At 72.3% G+C, this 25,064-nt stretch carries 2 protein-coding genes; both read left to right on the top strand.

Going from position 1 to position 25,064, the window contains the following annotated elements; all coding sequences use genetic code 11:
- Nucleotides 1–21 precede the first annotated feature (21 nt).
- Entirely contained in the window at nucleotides 22–24,864 is a 24,843-nt protein-coding gene (locus ACRWNP_RS03125; RefSeq protein WP_431959319.1) for a UvrD-helicase domain-containing protein, read from the top strand.
- The gene (locus ACRWNP_RS03120) at nucleotides 24,861–25,064 is read left to right on the top strand and encodes a hypothetical protein (RefSeq protein WP_431959318.1); all 204 of its coding nucleotides are present in this window, start codon (nucleotides 24,861–24,863) and stop codon (nucleotides 25,062–25,064) included. The genes ACRWNP_RS03125 and ACRWNP_RS03120 overlap by 4 nt, the downstream gene beginning before the upstream one ends.

Below are 25,064 nucleotides of genomic sequence, written 5' to 3'. Positions count from 1 at the left end.
CGGCGCTCGATGGTGCGCGGCATGTCGCTCCGCCGCCGCTCCGCCGCCACCCCCGCCGCCTTCGAGTCGAAGATCGCCCGCAGGGCGTGGAACCCGGCCCTGCACCCCCGCGACTCCCGCGGCCGCTTTGTCGAGACGGGCGGCATCGCCCGCCTGTGGGGCGGAGGCCTCGCCCGCGTCGTGCGCGCGCTGGGCGCCGACATGGTCGAAGTGGAGCGCCTGGACAGCGGCATCCACGAGCGGATGATGGCCAACCGGCTCACCATGGTCGCCCGCCCCGACGGCTCCCGCCCGACCAGGGACCAGGAGAAGGTCGAGAAGGAGGACGAGCGCCGCAAGGGTGACGCGAGCCGTGGTGACGGCCTGGACCAGCGCGACAACGGCCACCCGGGCGTCACGCCCCGCGCCCACACTCACGGCGACGAGAAGACGCCCGAGCCCATCCCGGACGACAAGCCGACCGTGTCCGGCGTCCTGGGCGACTGGCGCAACGGCCGCGTCCACGGCATCGCCGCAACGCCCGAGAGCGACAAGACCGCGCGTGAGCGTGCGAAGCAGGCCAAGGACGTGGCCAGCGTCATCCACTCGGCGCAGCTCACCCCGTCCGGTCGCCACATCGTCGGCAAGATCGGCGACAACTGGCACGTGTTCGAGGCTGCCACCGGCCGCCGTCAGCGGAACTGGTTCGACTCCAAGTCCGATGCCCTCGCGGCCGCGGGCGAGCTCGAGAAACTTCCGTTCCACGACCAGGAAGGGTGGCTGCCCACCCCGGCGCAGGGCCTCGCCTCGCTCGCCCGGGTGCTGGACACGCCCGAAGCCCGCCGCCGTGGCCGTACGTCCCTGGTCGCCCCGCCCGCTGCTGAGGCGCCCGTGCACCGGGGCCGGCCGACCGGCTCCGCGAAGTCCCAGCCCGGCTACCGGCACTCCCGCGCCCGCGACGTGAAGGAAGGCGAGTACCTGGCGTTCGGTGGCGTCGACAACGACGGCGGATGGTTCACCCGCCGAGTCGCCGCCGTCGAGAAGCTCCCCGACGGCCGCACGAAGATCACGATGGACGATGGCTTCGAGGCCAACGTCATCGACAACTCCATCGGTGACGGCTTCGATGTCGTCCGCGTCGACTACCCGCTGGACGACTACCAGCGCGACCGCGCCAACTCGGGCGCGCCATCCGCGAAGCTGGAGGCCGCAGCCCGCGCGGCCGCCAAGCCCACCACCCCGGCCCCGGCGCGTCCCGCCCCCGCGCGGAAGTTCCACACCGTCAAGGACGTCACCGCGCACTGGGCGCGCGGCCGCGACGAGGTGTGGGCCCGCCCGCCGCGCACCCACAACGGCGTCGCCGTGCGCGGCGCCACCGCGACGGAAAAGCGTCAGGTCCGCCTGGCCACCTACTCCGGCAACAGCCACACCGAGATCGCCCGCACCGCGGCGCTCTCCAAGAACGGCAACTTCCTGGTCACCCGCTCCGGCAAGCAGAAGTGGTACGTCTACCACAGCGGCTCCGGCCTGATCATGAACGACACTGCCGGGTTCTCCAACAGCGGCGACGCCCTGGCGTGGGCGAACGAGCTGGAGGACGCCCGCGACACCCGCGGCAACCTCATCGACTGGAACGCCAAGCACGTCGGCGACCGCCTGGACATGGCCAACGGCCGTGACGGCATCAACAAGGCCATCGAGCGCGGCCGCGACCACCAGGACGCCACCCCGGAGCCCGCCCCGCAGCCGCAGCAGGCCGCCCCGCAGCCGGAGCAGCCCGAGCTCACCCCGGCGGCCCCCGCAGCCGTCCCGGCGCCCTCCGGCGACGACTGGCTGCCCGCCGGCCAGACCATCGCCGACCAGCCCCGCCGCTTCAACACCGTCGAACAGGTCCGCGAGCACTGGGCCACCAACCCCGACCAGCCCACCGCCAAGCAGACCCCCGAGGTGCGCAAGCTCCAGGAGAGCCAGGCCGCCGCGCTCGCCGAGCGCCTGCCCGACAACGCGCAGCTCTCCGCGCACGGCCGGTTCGTGATCTACCAGTCCGGCCGCGAATGGCGCGCGGCGTACGCCGGGACCGGCGACACCGTGTCCGTGCTGTCGTGGGACAGCAAGCGCGAAGCCCTCAAGTGGGCCAAGCGCATGGAGGAGGACACCCGCCACAGCGACGGCCGCGCCTTCAACTGGGACGCGCCGTTCCTCGAGGACCGCCTTCGCAGCCCCGAAGGCGAGAGGGCTTACGACAGGTCGAACACCTCGTACTGGAACCCCTCCGAGGAGGAGCTTGCCGCCTCCCGGGCCGCGCACGCCGCGGAGCGGGAGGCCCTGCGGGTCGCCCCCGCGTCCGGTGATGCGTGGCTGCCGTCCGGCACCGAGCCGCAGCGCCGCTTCACCTCCCTGCAGCAGGTCCAGGCCCACTGGCAGGACAACCCCGACGCGTGGTCGACCAACGACCGCGCCGCCGAGCAGACCCGCCGGGAGGCGCGCGTCTGGGCCAAGGGCCTGATCTCCAACGGGCAGATGTCCAAGGGCGGCTCGCTGGTCGTCAAGAAGGACCACGACGTCTGGTACGTGCGGCACGCCGGCACCGGCCAGCAGATCGGCAAGCCGTTCCCGGACAAGGCCGCCGCCCTGGCCCGCGCCAACGAGCTGGAGGCCTACCGCGACGCCGACGGGCGCGCCTTCAACTGGAACGCCCCCCACGTCCTGGACAACCTCGCCGAGGACGCCGGGCAGGCCATGCTCGACGGCCGCAAGCCGCAGCCCGCCGCGCCGAAGGCGGACGGCGACCGGCCGAAGGTGTACGGCGACCCGACGACGCAGGCTGGCCTCGCCGAGACCCGCGCGCAGATGAACGCCGCCGAGGACGCCATCGTTGACGCGTGGCCGAAGTGGGACCACACCCCCACCCGCGACAACATGTTCATCGGGCGGCACCCCGAGGCCCCGGCGCTACGCGACGCCGTGGAAGCCGCGACGAACCAGTACCACCGCAGGTTGTCCGACCGGATCCAGGCCTACCGCGACCTGGACGACGCCGCCCGCGCCGCACTGGCGAAGCTGGACGAGCGCCCGGGCCTGGACGGCTACGGCCGCGACCGGCAGCACCTGGAGGCGTTCGAGCGGCTGGTCCGTGACCACGTCGACCGCATGCAGGCCACGCTCGACAGCAACAAGGCCGCCCGTAAGGCCCGCGAGGACGCCAAGGCTGCGAAGGCCGCCGAGACCGACGGCAACGGCGACCGTAACGCCGCGGCCGCGGTGCAGTCCGCGCGCACAGGTACGGTGACGCCGGCCGCGCCCACCACCCCCGAGAGGACCACTGATGAATCCGTACGGCGCCCTGGCGAAGGCGTACTGGACGACGTACCGGCCGCAGGGGACAGCGGCACTGCCCGATCCGGAAGCGTTCTTCACGGCTCTGGGGCAGGAGATCGAGGAGCAGATCGCGGAGGACGCGCTGGATCTGATGCCGAGCGGGACGCCGGGGCAGGACTTCCGGGATCGGATCGGGGAGATGAACGCCGCTCGGTACCGGGCGCGGGAGAAGGTGCTGCAGGAGACGGTGTACGACCGGGAGAAGGAGCCCGGGACGGAGGATCTGGACATGCCGCCGTATCCGACGCTGCCGAGTCTTCGCCTGGAGCTGTAACTTTCGGAACCCCCGAGCAGGAGGCCCTTGCCCCGTCGTGGGAGCCTCCTGCCGACGGGTCCGTGCTGGTCCCGTCCACGGTCCTGGCCCGTGCCAAGGCGAACGTGGCCGCCATCGAGGTGCTGCGCCGCCTGGAGGCGGAGAACCGTCCCGCCACCCACGAGGAGCAGGCCATCCTCGCCCGCTGGTCCGGGTGGGGCGCCGTTCCGCACATCTTCGCCGACAACCCGTCGCACGAGTTCGCGCCGCTCCACGACAAGCTCCGCGAGCTGCTGTCGGATGACGAGTGGGCGGCCGCGAAGGGCAATTCCCTCAACGCGCACTACACCGATCCCGCCATGGCGCAGGCCATCTGGGACGGCCTGCGGCAGCTCGGCTTCGACGGCGGGGAGGTGCTGGAGCCGGGCGCCGGCTCCGGCAACTTCATCGGCCACGCCCCCGACGGCGTGCACGTCACCGGCGTCGAGCTCGACCCGATCACCGCCGGTATCACCAAGGCCCTGTACCCGCACGCGGACATCCGCGCGGAGAACTTCAAGGACACCCGCCTGCCCGACGGGATGTTCGACGCCACGGTCGGCAACGTCCCCTTCGGCGACTACCAGGAAGTGGACTTCCGGCACAACAAGGGCAACCACAACATCCACAACCACTTCATCCTCAAGTCGCTGGACCTGACCCGCCCCGGCGGTCTGGTCGCCGTCATCACCAGCCGCTTCACCATGGACGGCAGCGGCTCGCGGGCCGAGGACGCCCGCATGGAGATGGCCTCCAAGGGTGAGCTGGTGGGCGCGGTGCGTCTGCCGGGCGGCGCACACCGCCGCACCGCGGGCACCGACGTGGTCACCGACCTCCTCGTCTTCCGGCGCCGCGACAAGGACAAGGAGTTCACCTCCGGCCGCGACCGCACGGGCGCCGTGAAGCCCCTCACCCAGCGCAGCGCCGACGACCCGCCGATGTGGGTCCACACCGCCCGCGTCACCGACCTGCCCGGGCAGGACCCGGAGAAGGCCGACGACCCCCAGACGCCCAAGGTCCACGTCAACCCGTACTTCCTGGTCAACCCGGAACGGGTGCTCGGCCAGATGTCCGTGGGCCACGGCATGTACGGGCCCGGCGACCTGAACGTGGACGGCAACCGGAACGCCGCGCCCGACCTGCACCGCGTCCTGGGACACATCGCCAGCGACGCCAAGGCCGACGGCCTGGCGTACCGGCCGGACTCCGCGACCCGCGTCAAGCCGCGGCTGCTGGAGCCCGGCTCCGACCGCCAAGACGGGCACGTGCAGTTCGAGGCCGACGGCACGTTCACGCAGGTCCGTGACGGCCAGGTGCTCCCGTACCACGTCCCCAAGACGCAGTTCGAGGAAGCCCGGCAGCTCGTCGGCCTGCGCGACGCCATGAAGGACCTGGTGCGCGCCGAGAACGACCCGGCCGTCTCCGACGCCGAGGTCGAACGGCTCCGCCACGTCCTCAACGACGCCTACCAGGCGTACCACGGCAAATTCGGGTCGCTGAACCGCTTCGAGTGGTCCAAGCGCAAGGCCACCGACCCCGAGACCGGGGAGACCGTCGAGAAGGCCACCCGCAAGCGGCCGCCGATGGGCGGGCTGCTCACCAAGGACCCCACCATGGCGGTCGTCCTTGGCCTGGACAGCTACGACGAGAACACCAAAACCTCCACTCCGGCCGCGATCTTCACCAAGCGGCAGGGACGGCACCGCGCCATCGCCGAGCACGCCGACACCCCCGAAGACGCGCTGGTGCTGTCCCTGGAGACGCACGGCCGCCTGGACGTGGACGACGTCGCCCGGGCCCTGCGCACCACCCCCGAGGACGCCCGCCGGCAGCTGCTCGCCGCCCGCTCCACCGACCCCGAGACCGGCGAAGAGATGCCGCTGGTCTTCCAGGACCACGGCGGCCCCGACCTGGTGCCGGCCGCCGACTACCTGTCCGGCAACGTCCGGCAGAAGCTCAACGACGCCCGCGCCCGGGCCGCCGACGACCCCGAGTTCGAGGTCAACGTCCGCCACCTGGAAGACGTCATCCCGCCGGACATCTCCCCCGGCGAGATCGACGCCGCCATGGGCGCCTCCTGGCTCGGCAAGGAGCCCGTCGAGCAGTTCCTGCAGTCGATCCTCGGCAACCAGGTCAAGGTCGACTACCAGGGCAGCTCCATGTGGAAGGTGGAGGCGCCCGACCGCGTCAAGCGCAGTGAGCGCGCCACCTCGCTGTGGGGCACCGACGACTACGACGCGGTCAAGCTCGCCGAGGCCATCCTGACCAACGGCCGCATCCAGGTCCGCCGCAAGGACGACGACGGCAACTCCTACGTCGACGCTGAGGCCACCCAGCTCGCGCAGGACAAGGCCGAGGAGATGCGCGAGCGGTTCCAGGACTGGCTGTTCCAGGACGCCGCCCGGTCCGCGCAGGTCGCCAAGCTCTACAACGACACCCACAACAACCTGGCGCTGCGCTCCTACGACGGCCAGCGCCGCACCCTGCCCGGCCTGGTCGAGCACTTCAAGCCCCACGCCCACCAGCACGCGGCTGTCGCCCGCATGGTCAACGAGCCCGCGGCGCTCCTAGCGCACGAGGTCGGCGCGGGCAAGACCGCCGAGATGGCCATGGGCGTCATGGAGCTCCGCCGCCTGGGCCTGGTGAACAAGCCCGTCATCGTCGTGCCCGGGCACATGCTGCAGCAGTTCCGGGACGAGTTCCAGGAGATCTACCCCGAGGCGAAGCTGCTGGCAGCCGGGTCGGACGACCTGGCGGGCCGCAAGCGCCGGCAGTTCGTCGCCCGCACCGCCACGGGCGACTACGACGCGATCATCATGACGCAGACGGCTTTCGAGTCGATCGACATGCGTCCGGAGGCTCAGCGCGCCTACATGGAGCGCGAGATCGAGTCCCTTGAGCGGGCCATGGCTCGGCAGAAGGCGGCTGAGGACGCCGACGGCCGCGGCCGCAACAAGTCCGACACCCGCATGGTCAAGGAGATCGAGAACCGGATCAAGAAGCTCCGGGCGAAGATCGAGAAGAAGACCGGGGCCAGCAAGGACAAGGCCGGGCTGTCGTTCGAGGACACCGGCATCGACTACGTGGTGGTGGACGAGGCCCACCACTACAAGAACCTTGCCACCAACAGCTCCATCCCCGGCGCAGGCATCGAAGGCTCGAACAGGGCCTCCGACCTGGACATGAAGCTGGAGTACCTGCGGGGCAAGACGAAGTCCGGCCGCGTGGTCACCTTCGCCACCGCCACCCCGATCTCCAACTCCGTCACCGAAGCGCACACCATGCTGCGCTACCTGCGGCCGGACCTGCTGGAGGCCGCCCGGGTCCGCGACTTCGACGAGTTCGCGTCGACCTTCGGCAAGATCGTCACCGGGTCGGAGCTCGCCCCCGACGGCTCCGGGTTCCGTGAGGTCGCCCGCTTCGCGGCGTTCCGGAACATGCCCGAACTGCTGCGCATCTGGAAGACCGTCGCGGACGTCAAGGACTCCGACGACCTGGCGGACTACGTCGACACCCCGGACGTGGTGGGCGGCAAGGCCATCACCATCACCGTGGAGCCGACGCAGGCCCAGCTCGACTACCAGAGCGAGTTGGAGCGGCGCGCCCGGGACGTCAAGGCCGGGCATGTCGATCCCTCCGAAGACAACATGCTCAAGATCTCCAGCGACGGCCGGAAGGTGTCGCTGGACCCGCGCATGGTCGGCCTGGAAGAGGCGGGCAACAAGCTGTCGGCGGCCGCCGACCAGATCGCCAAGATCCACGAGCAGACCAAGGACACCCAGTACCCGGTCAGCGCCAAGGACAACACCCCGCACCCGACGCGCGGCGGCCTGCAGATCGTCTTCATGGACATGGGTACCCCCAAGGACCCATCCCGGAAGAAGAAGGCCAAGAAGGGCGCCGACGGCCCCACCTCCGTGGAGGAGATGGAACAGGGCCAGTTCCCCGCGTACGAGGAGCTCAAGGCCCAGCTCATAGCGCGAGGCATCCCCGCCGAGAAGATCCGCTTCATCCACGAGGCGAAGAACGACGCCGAGAAGGCGCGCCTGTTCCACGACGCCCGCACCGGCAAGATCGCCGTCCTGGTCGGCTCCACCACCAAGATGGGCACCGGCACCAACGTCCAGTTGCGCGCGACCGCGCTGCACCACCTGGATTGCCCGTGGCGGCCGGCGGACCTGGAGCAGCGCAACGGCCGCATCATCCGCCAGGGCAACATCAACCCCGAGGTGGCGATCTACCAGTACGTCACCGAGCAGTCGTTCGACGGGTTCTCCTGGCAGACCGTGGCCCGGAAGGCCAAGTTCATCCGGCAGCTCATGAAGGGCAACCTCACCGACCGCACGGTGGAGGACATCCCCGACGGCGTGTTCAACGCCGACCAGGTCACCGCCCTGGCCACCGGCAACCCCTACCTGCTGGAGAAGGCCACCCTCAAGGCCTCGCTCGGCACCCTGGAGCGCAAGGCCAAGGCCTACATGCGGGCCCAGGAGGGCTACAAGAACACCGTCCAGGCGTTCGACAAGCTGCAGACCGTCGCCCAGGGCCACATGCAGACCTGGCAGGCGGCACTCGCCAAGCGCAAGTCGACCCGCGGCGACGACTTCAACGCCTCCATCGGCGGCAAGGACATCACCGACCGCAAGGACGCCCTGGCCGCTCTCGTCGCCAAGGCTCAGGACGTCTTCACCGACGGCAAGCGCGACCCGTACCGCAACGACCACCCCGCCGTGAAGGTCGGCCAGGTCGGCGGCCTGGACGTCACCATGAAGTTCCGCGTGTCGTTCGCCAACGGCACCGTGCAGCACGTCGTGGACGTCGAGCTGCCCGACGTACCCGGCAGCCGCAACGGCTACACGCTCTCCCAGATCGACAACCCGGTGATGGTGCGGCGCATCGAAGAGGGCGTCAACGGCATCGAGGGCCGGATCCGCAACACCGAGAGCATGCTCCGCACCGAGGGGCAGACCGCCAACCAGGCCCGGGAGCGCATCGGCAAGCCCTTCGAGCAGGAGGCCGATCTCGAGTCCGCCCGCGAGCGGTACAACCTCGTCAACGCCCTCATCCGCGAGCAAGGCAAGGACACCACCACCGAGGAAGCCCGCAAGGCCAAGCTGGAGCGCCTGCGCAGCCTTGAAGCACAGCTCAAGGACGCCCGTGTCCGCGCGGGCGAGAACGAAGACGACGCCGACGACCCCACCGTCGCGCAGGACACCGACCTGACGCCGCGCACGCCCGCCCCGCCGGTCGTGGAGAGCGACGACAAGGGCGCCACCCGCATCGTGTGGCCGGACGCCGTGGCGAAGAAGGAGCGCCGCGCAAAGGAGAAGGAGGAGCGGGCCCGCGCCCGCCAGCTCTCCGGCCGCCGCAGCAAGACCAACGGCGACCGCATCGTCCTGGACTCCTCCAAGGTGCAGGACGAAATCGACGCCCTGGACGACGAGAAGACCACGCCCGAGAGCACCCCGGCCGAGCCGCGCCCGCAGGCCTCCGGCGGCGGCTCCAGCGGCGGCAGCAAGCCCCCGCGCACCACCACGTCCTCGCCGAACGCCGGGGACGGCGATGGAGCCGGTTATACGCCGGACGACGCCCCCGGCGAGACCGGCGGCCAGGACGAGCTCACCCCGGAGAAGGTGCAGTCCGAGATCGACGCCCTCGGAGACGACGCCCCGGAGACGCCGGAGGCCACTGGCGAGACCGCCCCCAAGGCGAAGCCCGCCGACCAGGTCGAGGTCAACCCGGACGAGGTGCAGTCCGAGCTGGACGCCCTCAAGGACGACGCCCCGGAGACCTCCGAGGCGCCCGCGCCCGAGCAGACCCCGGAAGCCACGGACTTCAAGGTCGGCAACGAGGTCATGACCCCGCACGGCCCGGGCCAGGTTTTCAGCATCGACCAGGACAAGGGCACCGCGGTCGTCAACCACGGGCCCGGCACGAACGCGACCGGCGGCTACGCCATCCATGAGCTGCGCGACCTGGGCCTGCCCGGCTCGGAACCGAAGGTGCCCCTCAAGCAGCAGGAGCGGGACCGCAAGGCGCAGGAGCGGGCCGAGAAGGACGCCGCGACGGACGCCGCGGACCTGGAGCAGGCCACCAGCAGCGAGGGCCTGGCCCTGCCGTCTGGCGGGCGCTTGAAGGACGTGGACACCGAGGCCGGGCACGGCACCGTCGTTGACGACGACGGCAACGAGCTCGGATGGATCCGCGCCAGCGACGACGGCCGTACCTGGCGTGCGCAGGACGCACGCGGCGGGGCCCCCTACGGCCCCTTCGGCGGGGACGGCCGACCCGTCCGCGCCATGGCGGACGCCGCCGACGCCGTCGTAAGCGGCTCGAAGAAGCCTGCCGACAGCCGCGACAGGCCGCGCAACGGCCCGCTCAAGCCGGAGCAGATGACCGGCCTGCAGGTCTGGTACAGCGCCCTGTCCACCCGGCAGAAGGACGAGCTCGACGCCCTGTCCAAGGAGTGGCGCCGCTCCGATGACCCGGTGCTGGCACGGGCTGCGGATCGAAAGTACGGCGACATCACCGTGGCCGAGATGCGCCGTCTCGCCCAGGAAGTCGACCGTGCGGCCGAGGCCGTGGACGCCTCCACCCCCGAAGGGCGGCGCCGCAAGAAGGTGCTGCAGGGCCTCGCGGCGAAGTTGCACGGCCACGCGGACAGCGGTGAAGACGCGAAGACCATGCTTCCCCGGCCGGACAAGGCGACCCCGGACACGAAGCGTCCGGCGCCGGCCGCTGAGGACGACCTGATCCCGGAGGACGGCGGCCCCGGCCCGGCCGAGTTCCTGGCCGGACGGTTCCCGCTCGGCGAGACCGTGACCACCCCCGACGGGCGCACCGGCAAGGCCGTCTCGACCACCGGCACCACCCGGCGGCCCGGCAAGGTCGTCGTGCAGTTCGGCGACAAGTCCACGGCCGACTACACGCCGGACGAGCTGACCATCTCCGACCCGGCGAGGCGGCTTGCGGCCGAGAGCCGCCGCCGCGAGTGGGCCAAGCTCATCAAGCTCCGCAACGAGCAGACGCGCCTCATGGTCGACCTGGACAAGGGCGACGACGAGACCAAGCGCCAGCGCCTGGCGGAGGTCGAGCAGCAGATCCGGGAGCTCCTTGACCGGGCTCCGACTAATGACCGGCTCGACGGGCACGCCTTGGGCGACGAGGTGTCCACGCCGGGCGGCCGCGGCCGCATCACGTACCTGGAGTCCCGCCGCGGCGGGGACGGTCACTTCGCCACGGTGGACCTCGGCGGCCGCGAAGCGACGTACCCGACCGATCAGCTCGACGCGGAGCAGGCGCCGACCTCCCCGCAGCGGCCCGTGGGCCCGGGTGAGGACCCGTACCGGGTCGGCATGCCCGATGACATCTCGGGCCTGGACCGCGACCAGTTGGCGAAGCTGTACTCGAACGTGCGGGGACGCATCGAGGGCGACGACGTCAACCGTTACGACGAGCACAGGAACGACCCGGAGTACCTGCCGACTCTCAGGCGGTACATGCAGGAGCTCCGCGACGCCTACCAGGCTCACGACGCGGCCGGCCCCGACACCGAGTGGGACCGGGTCCGGGCGGACGTGGCGCAGGCCCGGGAGGAGCTGGAGGCCGCAACCCGGCAGGCGTTCGGCCGCAAGAAGCCCCCGAGCACGCTGGGACGGCTGCTGCGCGACCTGGCGGACGATTCGATCCAGCACGGCAGCAGCGGCGACACGCTCGAAGGCCGGCAGCAGCTCCTCTACATGGACGGGACGCCATCGACATCGCTGGAGTGGGACGAGTACACCCCCGAGCAGCGAGCCATCATGCTCGGGCCGCTAGCGCGGCTGCACAAGGTGCTCAAGGACCACACGGAACAGCTCGACCGGCACGAAGCGACGTTCCGGCCGCGCCCCGCGGGCGTGAGCATCGCGGAGCACGAGACGCTGCAGCCCGGCTTCCGTGAGCAGCAGGAAGCGCGCCCCGGTCGGGTGATCGGCGGCCGGTTCCAGTTCCAGCAGCCCGTGACCGACCCCGAGGGGCACGGCTGGTACGTCTACGCCGACGGCGACGAAGACGGCACCGTGGTCGTGGGCCGTGGGCCGGCGCGAGCCACGTTCCGCGCGGACGAGCTGACCCCGGAGACCGCGCCCGGCGAGCAGGTCACGCCCTCGCCGGAGCAGGTCGCGCAGGACATGGCGTCCACGGCCACCCCGGAGACCGAGGCCGAGCGGCTGGGCCTGTCCCGCGCGTGGGCTGCGGCCGACTTCCAGCCTGGCGACCAGGTGCGGTACCAGAACGTCATCGGCGGCCGCGGCGGCCACTCCGAGGGCACGTTCGCCCGCGTCGAGGACGATGGCAAGTGGACGCTGACCGAGCCCGGCACCGGCCGCGAGTACCAGATCGACCCGGCGGGGGTCGTCGCCCGCGTCCGCGACGGCGCCGAGCTGCGCGACCCCGAGGGCGAAGAGACCCGGCCCGAGCCCGCGCAGGCCCCGACCGCGCCCGCGAAGGCGCCGTCGGCGATGTCCAACGAGGAGATCGCCGCCGAGCTGATGGCGATGGACGAGCGCCGTTTCACCGAGGGCGAGCTGTCCGGCGCGGACAAGACCCGTATGGCCGTCCTGGAGGCTGAGCGGGACCGCCGTGCGGGCCGCAAGCCCGCCGCCCCGGCCAAGCCGAAGCCCGCTGCCGCGGGCGATAGCGGCCTGTTCGGTGCCCCGGCCAAGCCGAAGGACCAGCGGCCGGAGCAGATCGCCCAGAAGCCGGTGGACCAGTTCGGTACGCCGGACATGTTCGCCGACGCCGAGGGTGCCGAGCAGATGGAGGCCGCGCCCGAGTACCGGCCTGCGGCCGACATCAAGCCCGGCGACCGGTTCGTGGACGCCGACGGCAACGTGATCCAGGCCGGAGACGCGCCGGACGCTGTGGTCCGTACGGGCCGCGGCAAGGTCAGGGTGACCGGCACCGACGGCCGCCAGCACTTCTACGACCCCAAGGCGCACGTGCGGGAGGCCGTGGACTCCGACGGGGAGCCTGGCGGCCCTGTCACGCCGCAGGAGACCGCCCCCGAGTCGCAGGCGGCTCCGCAGGCGCCGTCTGTGCCCGAGGCCCCGGGCGTGCCGGAGACGCAGAACAGCGCGGACAACCCGCCGTCGATCGAGCTGCCGGAGGGGCAGCGGTGGGTGCACCGCAACGACTTGCGTCCTGGTGACGTGGCCCGCTTGTTCCGTCGAGGAGAAAATGACGGAACCGCCGACCTGATCACGTACACGGCCGTCCCGGACAGTCTGCATTTCGCTTCGTTCGACAACAGAAACAGGCTCAACCGCGGCTCCGCCACCACTTGGCAGCACTACGACCCGTGGGTTGCGGTGGTCGACAAGGGTGCGGCCCGCACGGCGGCCAACAGGCACCTCAAGTCGGCTGCTCACCGTCACACGCGTGAGGACATCGCGGAGAACCTGCAGCGGTGGGAGGAGCGCCGAGCCAACCCGCACAAGCCGAGGGAAGTGCAGTTCGCCGGCCGCAAGTGGCAACACGTCCAGCGCGAGACAGCCGACGGCGTGTTCGAGCATGACATCTTCGACGGCTCCCGGAAGCTAGGCACGGTCACCGGCAACGACAAGGCGTACACATGGCGGTCCGAGGACGGCGCCACGGGCGGCACGTATCCGTCGTGGCAGAGCGCCGCCGACGGCCTGGTGCGCGGCACCGTCGGCCCGAACGACGAGGACCCCGCGAAGCTCCACAGGTGGGGCCTGATGAGCAAGGAGGAACTGGAGGCCTACACCAACTCCACGGTCCCGGAGGGCTGGGAGCGGGTTCCGCTCTCCGAGGCGCGGCCGGGTGACACCGTTCGCATCGCTCACGCCAAGGACGCCTACCACTGGCGTGCTGTCGGCGTTGGCTGGCACGACCGCGAGTACCGGGTGGCCCGCGTGGACACCTGGAGCGACGGGACGCCCCGCCTTGTGGTGGAGGACCCCGAGGCTCCCGGCGGTGAGCGCGTGAAGCAGTTGCGCCGTGAAGAGTCCAAGATCGGCCTGATACGGCCCGCGTCTTCGGAACACGCGCCGCAGGCATCTCCGCAGGCGCCCGCCGCTCCGGCCACCCCGGAGCCGATTACGCCGAAGGACGCTGTCCCGGTCGCCAACCCCAACGCGGCCGCCGAGTGGGAGCGGGCCACCCCGCGCCCAAGCGCGGACATCACGGTCACGCGGCAGGGCAACAACGTCCTGGTCTCCTCCAGCGCGCCCGACGTGGAGCTGAACACCTGGCTCAAGTCCAAGAAGTTCTCGTGGAACCCCGCCTCCAGGAGCTGGGAGTCCAACAAGGGCGGCTGGCGCACCAAGGGCAACGTCACCCGCACCACCGACGGCATCGAGCGCGACGTGCGGGCGTACGTCGCCGAGCGCGACCAGCAGTGGGAAGCCGAGAAGGCCCAGATCGGCAAGACCCTCACCCCGGAGCTCCGCGAGCAGTACGAGCGTGAGGCCGCCGCGGTCGAGACGTACCCGCCGACCGGGCAGCAGCGCGACGTGCTCGACTCCGGCATGAACGGCGAGAACCTGGCCGTCGTCGCCTACGCGGGCACCGGCAAGACCTCCACCCTGGTCATGCTGGCCCGCCGGCTGCGCAACCGCCGCATCACCTACCTGGCGTTCAACAACGCGAACAGCGTGGACGCCAAAAAGAAGTTCGCCGGGATGCGGCACGTCAGCGTGTCCACCGCGCACTCCCTCGCGGGCCGCGACCTGGCCGTCACCCCCCTCGCCGACAAGGTGAAGGAGGGCAAAGCCGACGGCGGAATCGGCGAGCGCGCCGACAGCGTGTGGGCCGACTTCCTGGGCGTGCGCTCCGCGGCTGGCATGGACGGCTCGATCGACCGGGAAGACATCGTCGCCCTGGTCAAGGAAGCCATCCGCCGGTACCGCAACAGCGACGACGACGAGATCAGCGGCAAGCACGTCCCGTCGGACGAGCACCCCACGCTGCAGCAGGCCCGCGACCCGAAGGCCCTGCGGGACGCCGTGGTTAAGTACGCCCGCGCCGCATGGGCCGACAAGATCGACCCGCGCTCGAGGAAGCTGCACTTCTCGCACGACGACTACCTCAAGATCTGGGCCCTGAGCCGCCCGAAGATCGCCGCTGACACGATCTTCTTCGATGAGGCGCAGGACATTAACCCGGTGCTGCGCCGCGTCGTCATGGACAACATGCGGCCCCCGCACGGCGGCCCGGGCGCGCAGGTCGTCATCGTCGGCGACCCCAACCAGGCCATCTACGCCTTCCGGGGCGCGGAAAACGCCCTGGACGGGTGGCCGGCCGACCGCACGCTGCCGCTGAGCAAGTCGTGGCGGTTCGGCCCCGAGGTCGCCGACATCGCCAACGTGTTCCTCAAGCTCCTGGGTGCCACGCACCTGATGGAGGGCAACGACAACGCCACCACGGCGATCGGCCCCATCGACCAGCCCAACGCGGTGCTGGGCCGCACCAACGCGGGCGTCGTCGCCGCGGTGATGAAGGCACTGGGCGAGGGCCGCAAGGTCCACATGGTCGGCGGCGGCAGCGAGCTCAAGCGCATGGCCGAGGGCGCGCGGGAGCTGCAGAACGGCCAGCGGACCAAGAAGCACCCCGACCTGGCCCCGTTCAAGTCGTGGGACGACGTCCGCAAGTACGCCGAGAAGACCGACGGCGCACAGCAGCTCGCCGCGTTCGTGCGGCTGGTGGACGAGAACGGCGCCGACGACCTGATCGACATGGTTGACCGGCTGGAGGAGGACCCGAAGCGCGCCGACCTGGTCGTCTCCACCGCCCACAAGTCCAAGGGCCTGGAATGGGACCTGGTCCAGATCGGCACCGACTTCACCGGCCCGAAGGAGTCCACCGACCCGAGCGCGCCGGTACAGCTCCCCTCCGACGAGGAGCTGCGCCTGGCGTACGTCGCGGCCACCCGCGGCATGAAGGGCGTGGACCTCGGCTCTCTGGAGTACATCGAGGAGCTGCGCGGCCTGGCCGACGAGCGGTTCGCCGCACGGCAGCGCGAGATGCCCGGCAACGCGCCCGAGGTCGACGCCCCCAACACGGTCGAAGTCGCCCCGGAGAAGGTGCAGGCCGAGCTGGACGCCCTCAAGGACACCGAGGAGCAGCCGCATCACCTGATCCACGGCCAGGAGGTCGAGTTCACCCCCGAGGGCGGGGCCGGCACGCAGACCGGTCACGTCGTCCTGGATCGCGGCTACGGCGATGTGGTGGTGCGCGACGCCGACGGGCACGACCACGGCATCGGCCGGGGAGATGTCCGGCCCACCGGAAGCATCGGCACTGTGCCGGAGGCTGACTGGGCGAAGGATCTCCCGGAGGGCAGCACCGTCACCCGCGTCGGGGAGCTGGAGCCCGGCCAGATCGTCCGCCGCGTCGTCCGCGGCGATACCGGAGGTGACCACACGGTCTTCTCCGACCCGCTGATCATCACCCGCCGCAAGGACGGGATCGGCCGAGAGGACGAGGGCTCGCCGGAAGAGTCCGACGTGGAGGCCGTGAACCTGGCCACCGGCCAGATCTGGCACAACCCGCACGCCCGCCGCGAGCTGGAGTTCGTGCGCGACGACAGCCCCGCCGCACGCCGTCAGGCCGAGGAGGCGATGGCCGGGTTCGCCGGGCGCCAGGCCGAGGCGCACCGGCTGGCTGACGAGCAGGACGCCATCGACGCGGAGCTGACCGCCCGCGGCGAGGAGCTGCCCGTCACCCGGACGTTCAACACCATCCCGGACGGCTTCACGCGGGTGGACGGCGCCACCGCCGACCTGCAGCCCGGCCAGTGGGTGCTGTACCGGGACGACTACATGAGCACCCGGCACAAGCCCGTGTACCACGAGGCGCGCGTCGGATACAGGAGCAGCTCGTCCGAGGTGCTGTTCTCCCCTGACCGCGGCGAGAGGAACCACCGCGCCCACCACGCCTTCCGGCCCGACCAAGTGGTGGCGGTCCGCGACGACCAGGGCGCCAACACCGCTCCCGAGCCGCAGACCCCTGCCGCGCCGGAGGCGCCTTCTGACGGTGTGCCCGTGGAGGAGCGGTTTAACTCGTACCCGAAGAAGGGCTGGGTGCGGCTGAACCGGCGGCTTATCGATCTGCCCGAGGGTGAGCGGGTCCTTGTCGAGTGGCCCAAGAACACTGTCATGGCCTCCCCCGGCAGGTACATGGCCGTGCGAGTCGGCCCCCGCAACCACTACGGGTACACGGTGCTCGGCGGCAACGGCGGCGAGCACGCCTTCCTCTCCAGGTGGGTGATCGCGGTTCCCGAGGGTTCCCCCCTTGCCGGGGACCACACCCCCGAGACCCCCGAGGCGCACACTTCTCTGGCCGCCCCGGAGCCGATCCAGGGCCGGGCAAGCGAGCACGTCGACGCGGGCAGCCTCAAGCACGGTGACCTGGTTCGCGCGGTCGGCAAGGGCCCGTCCGGTGCGACGGTGACCCGTGAGGGCTACCTGCTCGCGGAGCCCGTGAAGGCCACCAGCATCCGCAACGAGGGCCGGGAGAGGGTGCCGGTGTGGCGGCTGGTCGTCGGTGACCGGCCCGACATGGACCCGAGCGACGGCCGCCGGATCGCGCTGGACCGCGGCGCCACGGTGGAGCGGGCCGTCTCCGAGGCCACACCCGACGGCACGCCCGAGGCCCCCAACGTCCCCGAGACTCCGGCCGGCGGCCCGAGCATGGCCGACGACCACCCGGTGCGATTCACCAACATCGGGGCGCTGCGGGACCACATCCGCTCCGGCGACCTGGGCGACTGGTACTCCGCGAGCACCGATGTCAGCGGCGGGTTCAGCACCCCGCGGCCGACGGCCGAGGAGCGGGCGCAGATCGCGGACAGCAAACTGACCGGCCTGTCCAAGGGCAAGCGGCTGATGGTCTACCCGAACCGTCACGCTCTCGGCGGTGGCGACCAGTACATGCGCCACTACTTCGTGGCCGTGCCCGGCTCGATGGAGCCCCTGGTGGGCGCGGGCACCCGCAAGGACGCCCTGGCGATGGCGAACGCCCTGGAAGGGGTCCGCGACAAGGACGGCCACCTCTTCCCGTGGGACTCCCCGGACGCCTTCGCCCTCGCGCAGAAGTTCGTCGGCCCGAGCGGCGAGTCCCTGAGCGTGGCCATGGGCCGGGCGCTGGCCGAGCACGACAACAAGTACGGCCAGTGGAACCTCAGCCTCCAGCAGGGCGCCGAGGACGCGAACTGGGAGGCAGCGGCCGCCGACTGGCACGCAGGCCAGGAAGCGGACGGCTTCACCGTCGCAACCCGCCCGTGGGACCTGGAGCCCGGCGACGAGGTCGTGTTCCCGATCACGCGCGACTTCCTGGGGGGTGACCGGGCCACCAAGCCGAACCTCAGCGAGAACGCGAACCCGATGGGCACCGTCCACGCCACGATCACCGGGCCCGGGCGCCTGCTGTCCCGGGGCATCCGCGCGTTCGGCTCGGAGAACTACGCCCAGTACCCCGCCGACGGCACCCTCACCATGCCCGACGGGCGCAGCGAGCACGTCCACATGGCCAACATCGAATTCGGGGTGGTGCGCCGCAAGCCGCGCCCGGCCGAGCTTGGCGACGGCAACAACGACCGCACGCCGGCACCCGGCACGCACGAGGACCAGGGCGACGTCGACACCACCCCGGAGACCGGCGGCCCGCACCCCGACGAGCACGGCACCGACGAGCCGCAGCCCCGCCCCGACCACGAGCAGGGCGATAGCGACGACGACACGGACGCGCAGGAAGGCGCGGACTGGCAGGACGAAGCCGACGACGCGGTCAACGAGGACGGCGAGGAGGAGAACGACGAGAACGGCCGGAAGAAGAAGCGCCGCAAGCGGCCCCGCCACCGCGACCGCGACGGCGACGGCCTTGACGGTCTCCCCGGCGGTGGAGGCCTGCCGCTCGCCCCACTGCCGAAGGTCCCCCTCGCCCCGGCAGGCGGCGGCTCCGGCCGCGCCCCGGCGGACGGCCGCGCCAAGGCCGTCGCGGACCTGCGGGACCGGTACCGCACCAACCCGTACCCGCGCGACGCCGACCACGAGGCGTTCCGGCGCGAGCTCGCCGAGAACCCGACGCTGGGTGTCTCCGCTGACGGCGGCGTCGCGTACTGGTCGACGGACGGCGGCCGCACCTGGCAGTTCGGGCACGCCCGGACCGCGCTGACCTTCGGCAGCCACGACGACTCGCAGATCAGCGGCACCGCCAAGGACGCGCAGCGGATGGCCGACACCTACGAGGCGATGCCCGACGCCAAGGGCCGGCCGTTCACATGGAACGCGCCGCTCGACCCGGGCCATGCCGCCGAATGGCGGGACGCGCAGGGCCGCAACCTTGCTCAGGCCATGCGGGCGGCCCGCGACGCCGACCGGCTCGCCGGGCAGTCGCAGACCCCCGGCGCGGCCAAGGCCGAACAGGCCGCCGCCGATGCGGAGAAGGCCACCAACGGCGCCGCGCAGGCCGTCCAGGACGGCGCGATGCCGACGTGGAGCGGCGGCCCCGGCCAGGTCCCCGACGACCTGACGGCGCTGGATGACGGGCAGCTTGAAGGCCTGCTGCATGTGCTCGTCCAGCACGCCACGGACAACGGCTGGGACGACATCGCGGACCTGGAGCGGGTCGGCGACGAGCAGGACCGGCGCAGCGCCCTGCCGCTGGAGGACCAGCTGCGGGAAGCCGAGGCGCGCCGCATCGCCGCGGGCAAGCCGCGCGACGACGCGCAGGACATCGCCGACGCCACGGGCGTGATGTCCACCCGCGAGGCCCGCCGGGACCGTCTGGCCCGGCTGACCGCCGAGCGGGAGGCCATCACGGCGGACTACCGCAACAACTACCAGCAGCCGATCCTGGACGAGCTGGCCACCGTGCAGGGCCTGGAAGGCAACGTCGCCAAGCGGGCGTCCATCGACCGGGCAATGAAGGCCCGCGAGAAGCAGCCCGCCGAGGACGCCCTCGCCGAGGCCGAGGGCCGTCCCGCGAAGACGATCCCCGGGCAGCGCCTGGACGACCCCACGTACCTGCTATTCGAGGCCAACCAGGCCACCTACGAGAAGAACGCGTCGGACGAGCTCAAGGACTGGGTCCGCGAGAAGTGGGGCGACGAGAACGCCCGCCCCATGTCCGGCACCGCCTTCTACAACGAACAGATCCGGCAGCGCCGGGCCCAGCAGGAGGCGTACGACGAGGAGCGGGAGGCCGCGGCCGCCGACCTGGCACAGCGCCAGGGCGAGGCCGGGCGCCGCTTCCCGACCCTGGACGACCTGCGCAACCACCTGTGGGACCTGACGTGGTCCGAGAGCCCCACCCGGGATCAGGACCCGTCCGGCTTCAAGACCCACGAGTGGGCGCGGCGCGTGAAGGCCGCTCAGGCCGCCGCCGACGACCCGTCGCTGGAACTGTCCAGGGGCGGCCGCCTGGCCGTGCACGAGGGCGCTGACGGCCGCTGGCACGTCATGGCGCCCGGGTCGGCGCAGGCCCTCGGCGACGCCGACGGCCTGGACTCCCGCGAGCAGGCCCACGCGCTGGCAGATGCGCTGGAGGGCATCGAGGACTGGCGGGGCCGGCCGGTCGGTTGGGACTCCGACCTGCCGCCGCTGGGCGACTCCGGGTTCCGGGACGCCGACGGCCGCCGTATCGGTGCCGCCGTCGAGAAGGCCCGGTACGACGCGCCCGGCCTGCCGCCCGTGCCGGAGCCGCTCGGCGAGGCGTGGGTGCGCCGCACCCGCGCCGCCCGCGACCAGTGGGCCGAGCACGGCTACACGTGGCCGGTGTGGGACTCCGCCGAACTGCGCCCCGGTGATGAGGTGCTGGCCCTGGCGGCGGTCCCGTTCCGCGAAAGCGGCGGCCGCACCCCGTCCCCGTTCGCGCACCCCAATGAGCGGGACGCGTCGATCACCTCCGCAGGCAAGAACCCGCGGATCGAGTACGCGACGGTGCGGGCCCGCATCGGCGAGGACGGGCAGCTCCACGACGCGCAGTGGGTCCGCGAGGACGGCCCGGACGGTGTTGTCGCCGAGCCGGTGCCCGTCGCGTGGGTGACCCGCGAGCACACCGTCATCGGCCGGCGGCCGCGCCGCGGTGAACTGGCCACCCCGCAGCAGCAGACGGCGGCCGACGTCGAGCGCGCCGCGACCAGCGGCGACGAGACGCCCGTCAACGCGCCGGAGCCCATCGGCGGGCAGCCCGCACAGTGGGTCCGCGCCGACGAGCTCCAGCAGGGCGACGTGGCCCGGCTGGAGGGCACCACCAAGGGCGGCACCCCGCGCGTCGCGTCCGGCTACGTGCAGGGCGTCCCGCAGGAGGTGACGGTCTCCCGTCGCGGGCAGCGTCAGCAGGCTCTCAAGATCCTGGTGGCGGAGACCCCCGACGCGGCGTCCGGTGACCGCACTCCGGTGTACGTCCCGATGGACGCGCAGGCGGCCCGCGCGCAGCAGCTCCCGCAGTCGACGCCCGGCGCCGCCCCGACCGGGGCGCAGCTCGACGCGCTGCAGGGCAACCTGCCCGGGCAGGTGCCCACCGACCGGGACGGCAACGGCATCTTCCCCGGCACGGTCGTGCGCGACCACAGCGGCCGCGAAGGCATCGTCACCGAGGCCAACAGCAGCGCCGTGGCAGTGCACTGGGAGGGCCAGCGCGGCAGCAAGCCGACGGCCCCGACCGCGCTGAGCGTGGCCGACGGCGGCGCCTCCCGGCCCGAGGGCTGGACCGCCGACGGCCGCCGCATCGAGCCGGGCCAGGTCGCCATCAGCGAAGACGGCCGCCCGCTGGGCGTGGTCGACCAGGTCGACGGCGACCAGGTGACCGTGACCGGCCCCGACGGCAGCAGCCAGGTGGACGCCTCCACCCTGCGCGTGTCGGGCACCGGCAGCGAGCAGGGCCCGGCGGTCGCTTCGCTGGAGCCCACCACCCTGCGGGACCTGCACAAGGGCGACACGGTGATGCTGGACGACACCGGACATCCCACCCCCGTCCACGTCACCGACGTGACGCACAACGGGGACCGGACCCGCGTGGAGTACGCGGACATCGCCACCGGGGAGGTGGGCGTTCTCGAGAACGTCAGCTCTACCAAGGTGCAGCGGGCCCTGGACGGCTCCGGCCGGCCCGCCGACATCGCCCCGCACGAGGCCACGTCGCAGGTGGACGACACCCGGGTCATCGAGGCGCCCGCCCCGATCGACCCCGTGACCGGGCCGACGACCGACCCGGACCTGACCCCGGCCGAGCGGGACGCCGTGGACGACCTGGACCTGATGGACCTGGACGACCCCGACGCCGTGCAGGCCTCCGTCCGCCTGAACGCGGACCTGCCCGTGACCGAGGACCAGGCGCAGGCCTTGGCGGACTCGCTGCGGCAGCACGCCGACAACGGGCCGCGCGGCCGCGTCGCGCGCCGTGCCGCCGACAAGCTCGACGGCGGACAGCCCGACGGTGACCAGCGGCCGACCCCGGGCACCGCAGGGGACGTTGCCCCCGGTGACCATGTCGCCATCCCCGATGCGGACGGCACTGCCGAACCGGTCGCGGTCAACGACGTGACCGCGGGCCCCGGCGGCACCCGCACCCTGGACGTCACCGACGCCGACGGGAACGCCTCGCAGCACACCATGGCGACCGGCGCCGCGGTGTGGCACCTGCCCGACCCGGCGAACAGCTACCGCGTCATCCTGCCGTCGAGCGACGACGAGGACGGCACGGTGACTGTGGACCCGGCCGACGTGGAGGCCGAACTGGAGTCGCTGGACGCCGATGCGCCCAGCGTCCCCGCCTCGGCCGCCACCCCGGCCCCGGCGCCGAGCACCCCGGCGCGGCCCGCCACCCCGGCATCGAGCGCCCCCGCCCGGGCCGCCGTGCGCATCCCGGCATCGCGCCTCAAGCGCGGTGACGTGATCGACGCCCCGACGGGGCTGGGCGCCGGCCTGCACTCGCACCGCCGAGTGCGGATCATCGCCCCGCCGCAGGTCGAAGGGTTCTGGCGCCGCTTCACCGTCCAGGACATGCAGACCGGCGAGGTGATGGAGCTGTCCCGCAGCGCCAAGTGGGTCGCCACCGTCCACGACCGCGACGACCGCAAGCCGCGGACCATCGCCGACCTGACGACCGAGCGGGCCCGGTCCGTGATGGACGCCGTGATCGACTCCGCGATCACCGGAGCCACCCCGGGCAGCATCCACGCCCTGCGGCAGTCCATCGCCGAGCAGATGACCCCGGAGGCCACCCGCGCCGCCGAGCAGCGCGTCGCCGCGGCGTTCCTCGCGGGGCTGGAGTACGACGGCATCAGCGGCCCGGAACTGGAGTACGCGCAGAAGGTCGCCAACGACGCCGCCAAGAAGGCCCGCGAGCAGGCCGTCGCGGCCGCCCTGCGGATCGTCAACGACATCGAGCCCCTTCCCGACGAGACCGAGGAGGACACCGCCCGCCGGGCCGTGGACCTGCTGCGCGGCATCTCCAGCGCGGTCGACGTCGACCGCATCGTCAACGCTGCGACGTCCCGGCACACCATCACCGCCATCAACAGCCCCCGCAGTGGGGGCGCCGGCTCCCGCCGGGGCGGCTACGGCGGCGGCTCCAGCCGGGGCGGTCGCGGCGGCCGCAACGCGCCGCTGATTCAGCTCAACTTCGGCTTCGGCAGCCGCCGGGCACAGGCCGAGACCGACCGGGCCGTCAGCGACCACGTCACGCAGGCCGTCACGCCCGCGCTGAACCGCATCGCCGACGCCGCCACGAACGGCACCCTCACCACCGCCGAGGCCGACCGGATCGCCGCCGAGGCCGCAGCCGCCCTGCAGAACGGCGAGCAGGCCGTGGCCGGGCGGATCGCCGCGGCGGTCACCGACGCCACCGGGGAGGAGCCCCGCCCGGGCCTGTGGGCGCGGATCTGGGCGTTCATCAAGCGCATTGCCCGCAAGGTCGCCGAGTGGGTGCGGTCCGTGGCCCGCAAGGCCGCCGAGAAGTGGCGCGACCGGGACCGCGAGCGGCTGTCCCGCATCGGCAAGGGCCTCGCCCGCCGCATCAAGTCGTGGCCGGAGGCCGTGGGCCTGCGCTCCCTGGTCGCCGACGCCGTACAGGGCGCGGAGGACGGCGCTGACAGTGCCGAAGCCGTCGCCCGCCAGGCCGCGGACATGCCCGAGCCGGGCCGCTTCGGGCAGATCGCCCGCCGCGTCATCGGCTGGCGCCGTACGAGCACGGCGGAACTCGAGGCCGGCCGACTGCCGGAAGTCTCCGACGGCACGCGGTGGACGGCTGACCGTGCCGCCGACGGCGGACCGGGCGAGAGCGCCATGCGGCACCTGGACACGCTGCTGGGCGCGGGTGACGCCGTGGACGCCGACGTGCTGACCCGCATGCGGCAGGCCGCGCCCGAGCTGGGAGCGGACCCGCACGCCACCGTGGCGGCCGCCCGCGACACCGAGCGGCGCGCCGTGGAGCGGGTCGCGCAGGTCACCGCGCAGGCCCGATCCGGGAACCGCGGCGCCGAGCTCGACCTTGCCGGGGCCGAGACCGAGACGCGGCACGCCGCGGCGGACGCCCGCCGCATGGAGGAGGCCTACAACCGGGCACTGCGGGAGGCCTCGCTGGCCGCCCTCAGCGACATCCGGCCCATGGGCCCGGGCGCCGACACCATGGTCGTGGGCGGCCCCGACAGCGACAGCAAGGAGGCCGTGAAGCGGTCCCTGCAGTTCCTGCCCACGGACTGGCTGAGCGCGGCCGAGGAGCTGACGATCCACCCCGACGGCCTCACCCGCGGCTACTACAACGTGGACCTGGGCGAGGCCGCCCTTGGCAGTGAGGGCGCCTCGGTGGCGTCCGCGCCGGGCCTGGACGCGCAGGCCCTCCACCAGCTCGGCCACCACATGCAGCACTCCATCACGGACTTGGCGGCCGCCTCGGAGGCCTACCACTGGCTGCGGACGTCGACCGGCCGCATCGGGAACCGGAAGCGCAACACGCAGGTCCGGCTCGCCGACCGGTTCCCCACCCGCGGGCACCGTGCCGACGCGACGGCCCGTGACGGCTGCTGGGCTGACCTGCTGGCCGGCATGGACGCCCGCGACGGCAAGTCGTGGCAGCTCCTGCCCGTGGGCCTTGAGTCACTGTTCTCCGACTCGTGGTATCTGGACGACGACCTGCGGAAAGTTCCTGTTCGGCGCGCTCGCCGTACTGGGCCGCAGGCCGTGACGGCGGAAGGGAAGTGGCAGCGGTGAGCGTCGTGCAGGTGAAGGGCGCGTTCGATGACGGGTCGCTGTACTCGGTGCGGCTGACCGGGCAGCGGGCCCGGCCCGTCATCGGGTCGCAGCGGGTCGCGGCCATGTTCACGCGGCTGCCGGACCTGGACGGCACCAACGCCCGCGCGGTGCTGGCGGTGCTGGAGGCCTGGACGAAGGTGATGGAGGTGACGGGGTAG

The organism is Actinacidiphila sp. bgisy160 (genome assembly GCF_965342435.1).
In the GTDB taxonomy this organism is placed as follows: domain Bacteria; phylum Actinomycetota; class Actinomycetes; order Streptomycetales; family Streptomycetaceae; genus Actinacidiphila.
This window is presented reverse-complemented; position numbering and strand designations above follow the sequence as displayed.

Coding starts and splice junctions, on each gene's coding strand:
- ACRWNP_RS03125 (WP_431959319.1), top strand. CDS start 22: ATGTCGCTCCGCCGCCGCTCCGCCGCCACCCCCGCCGCCTTCGAGTCG.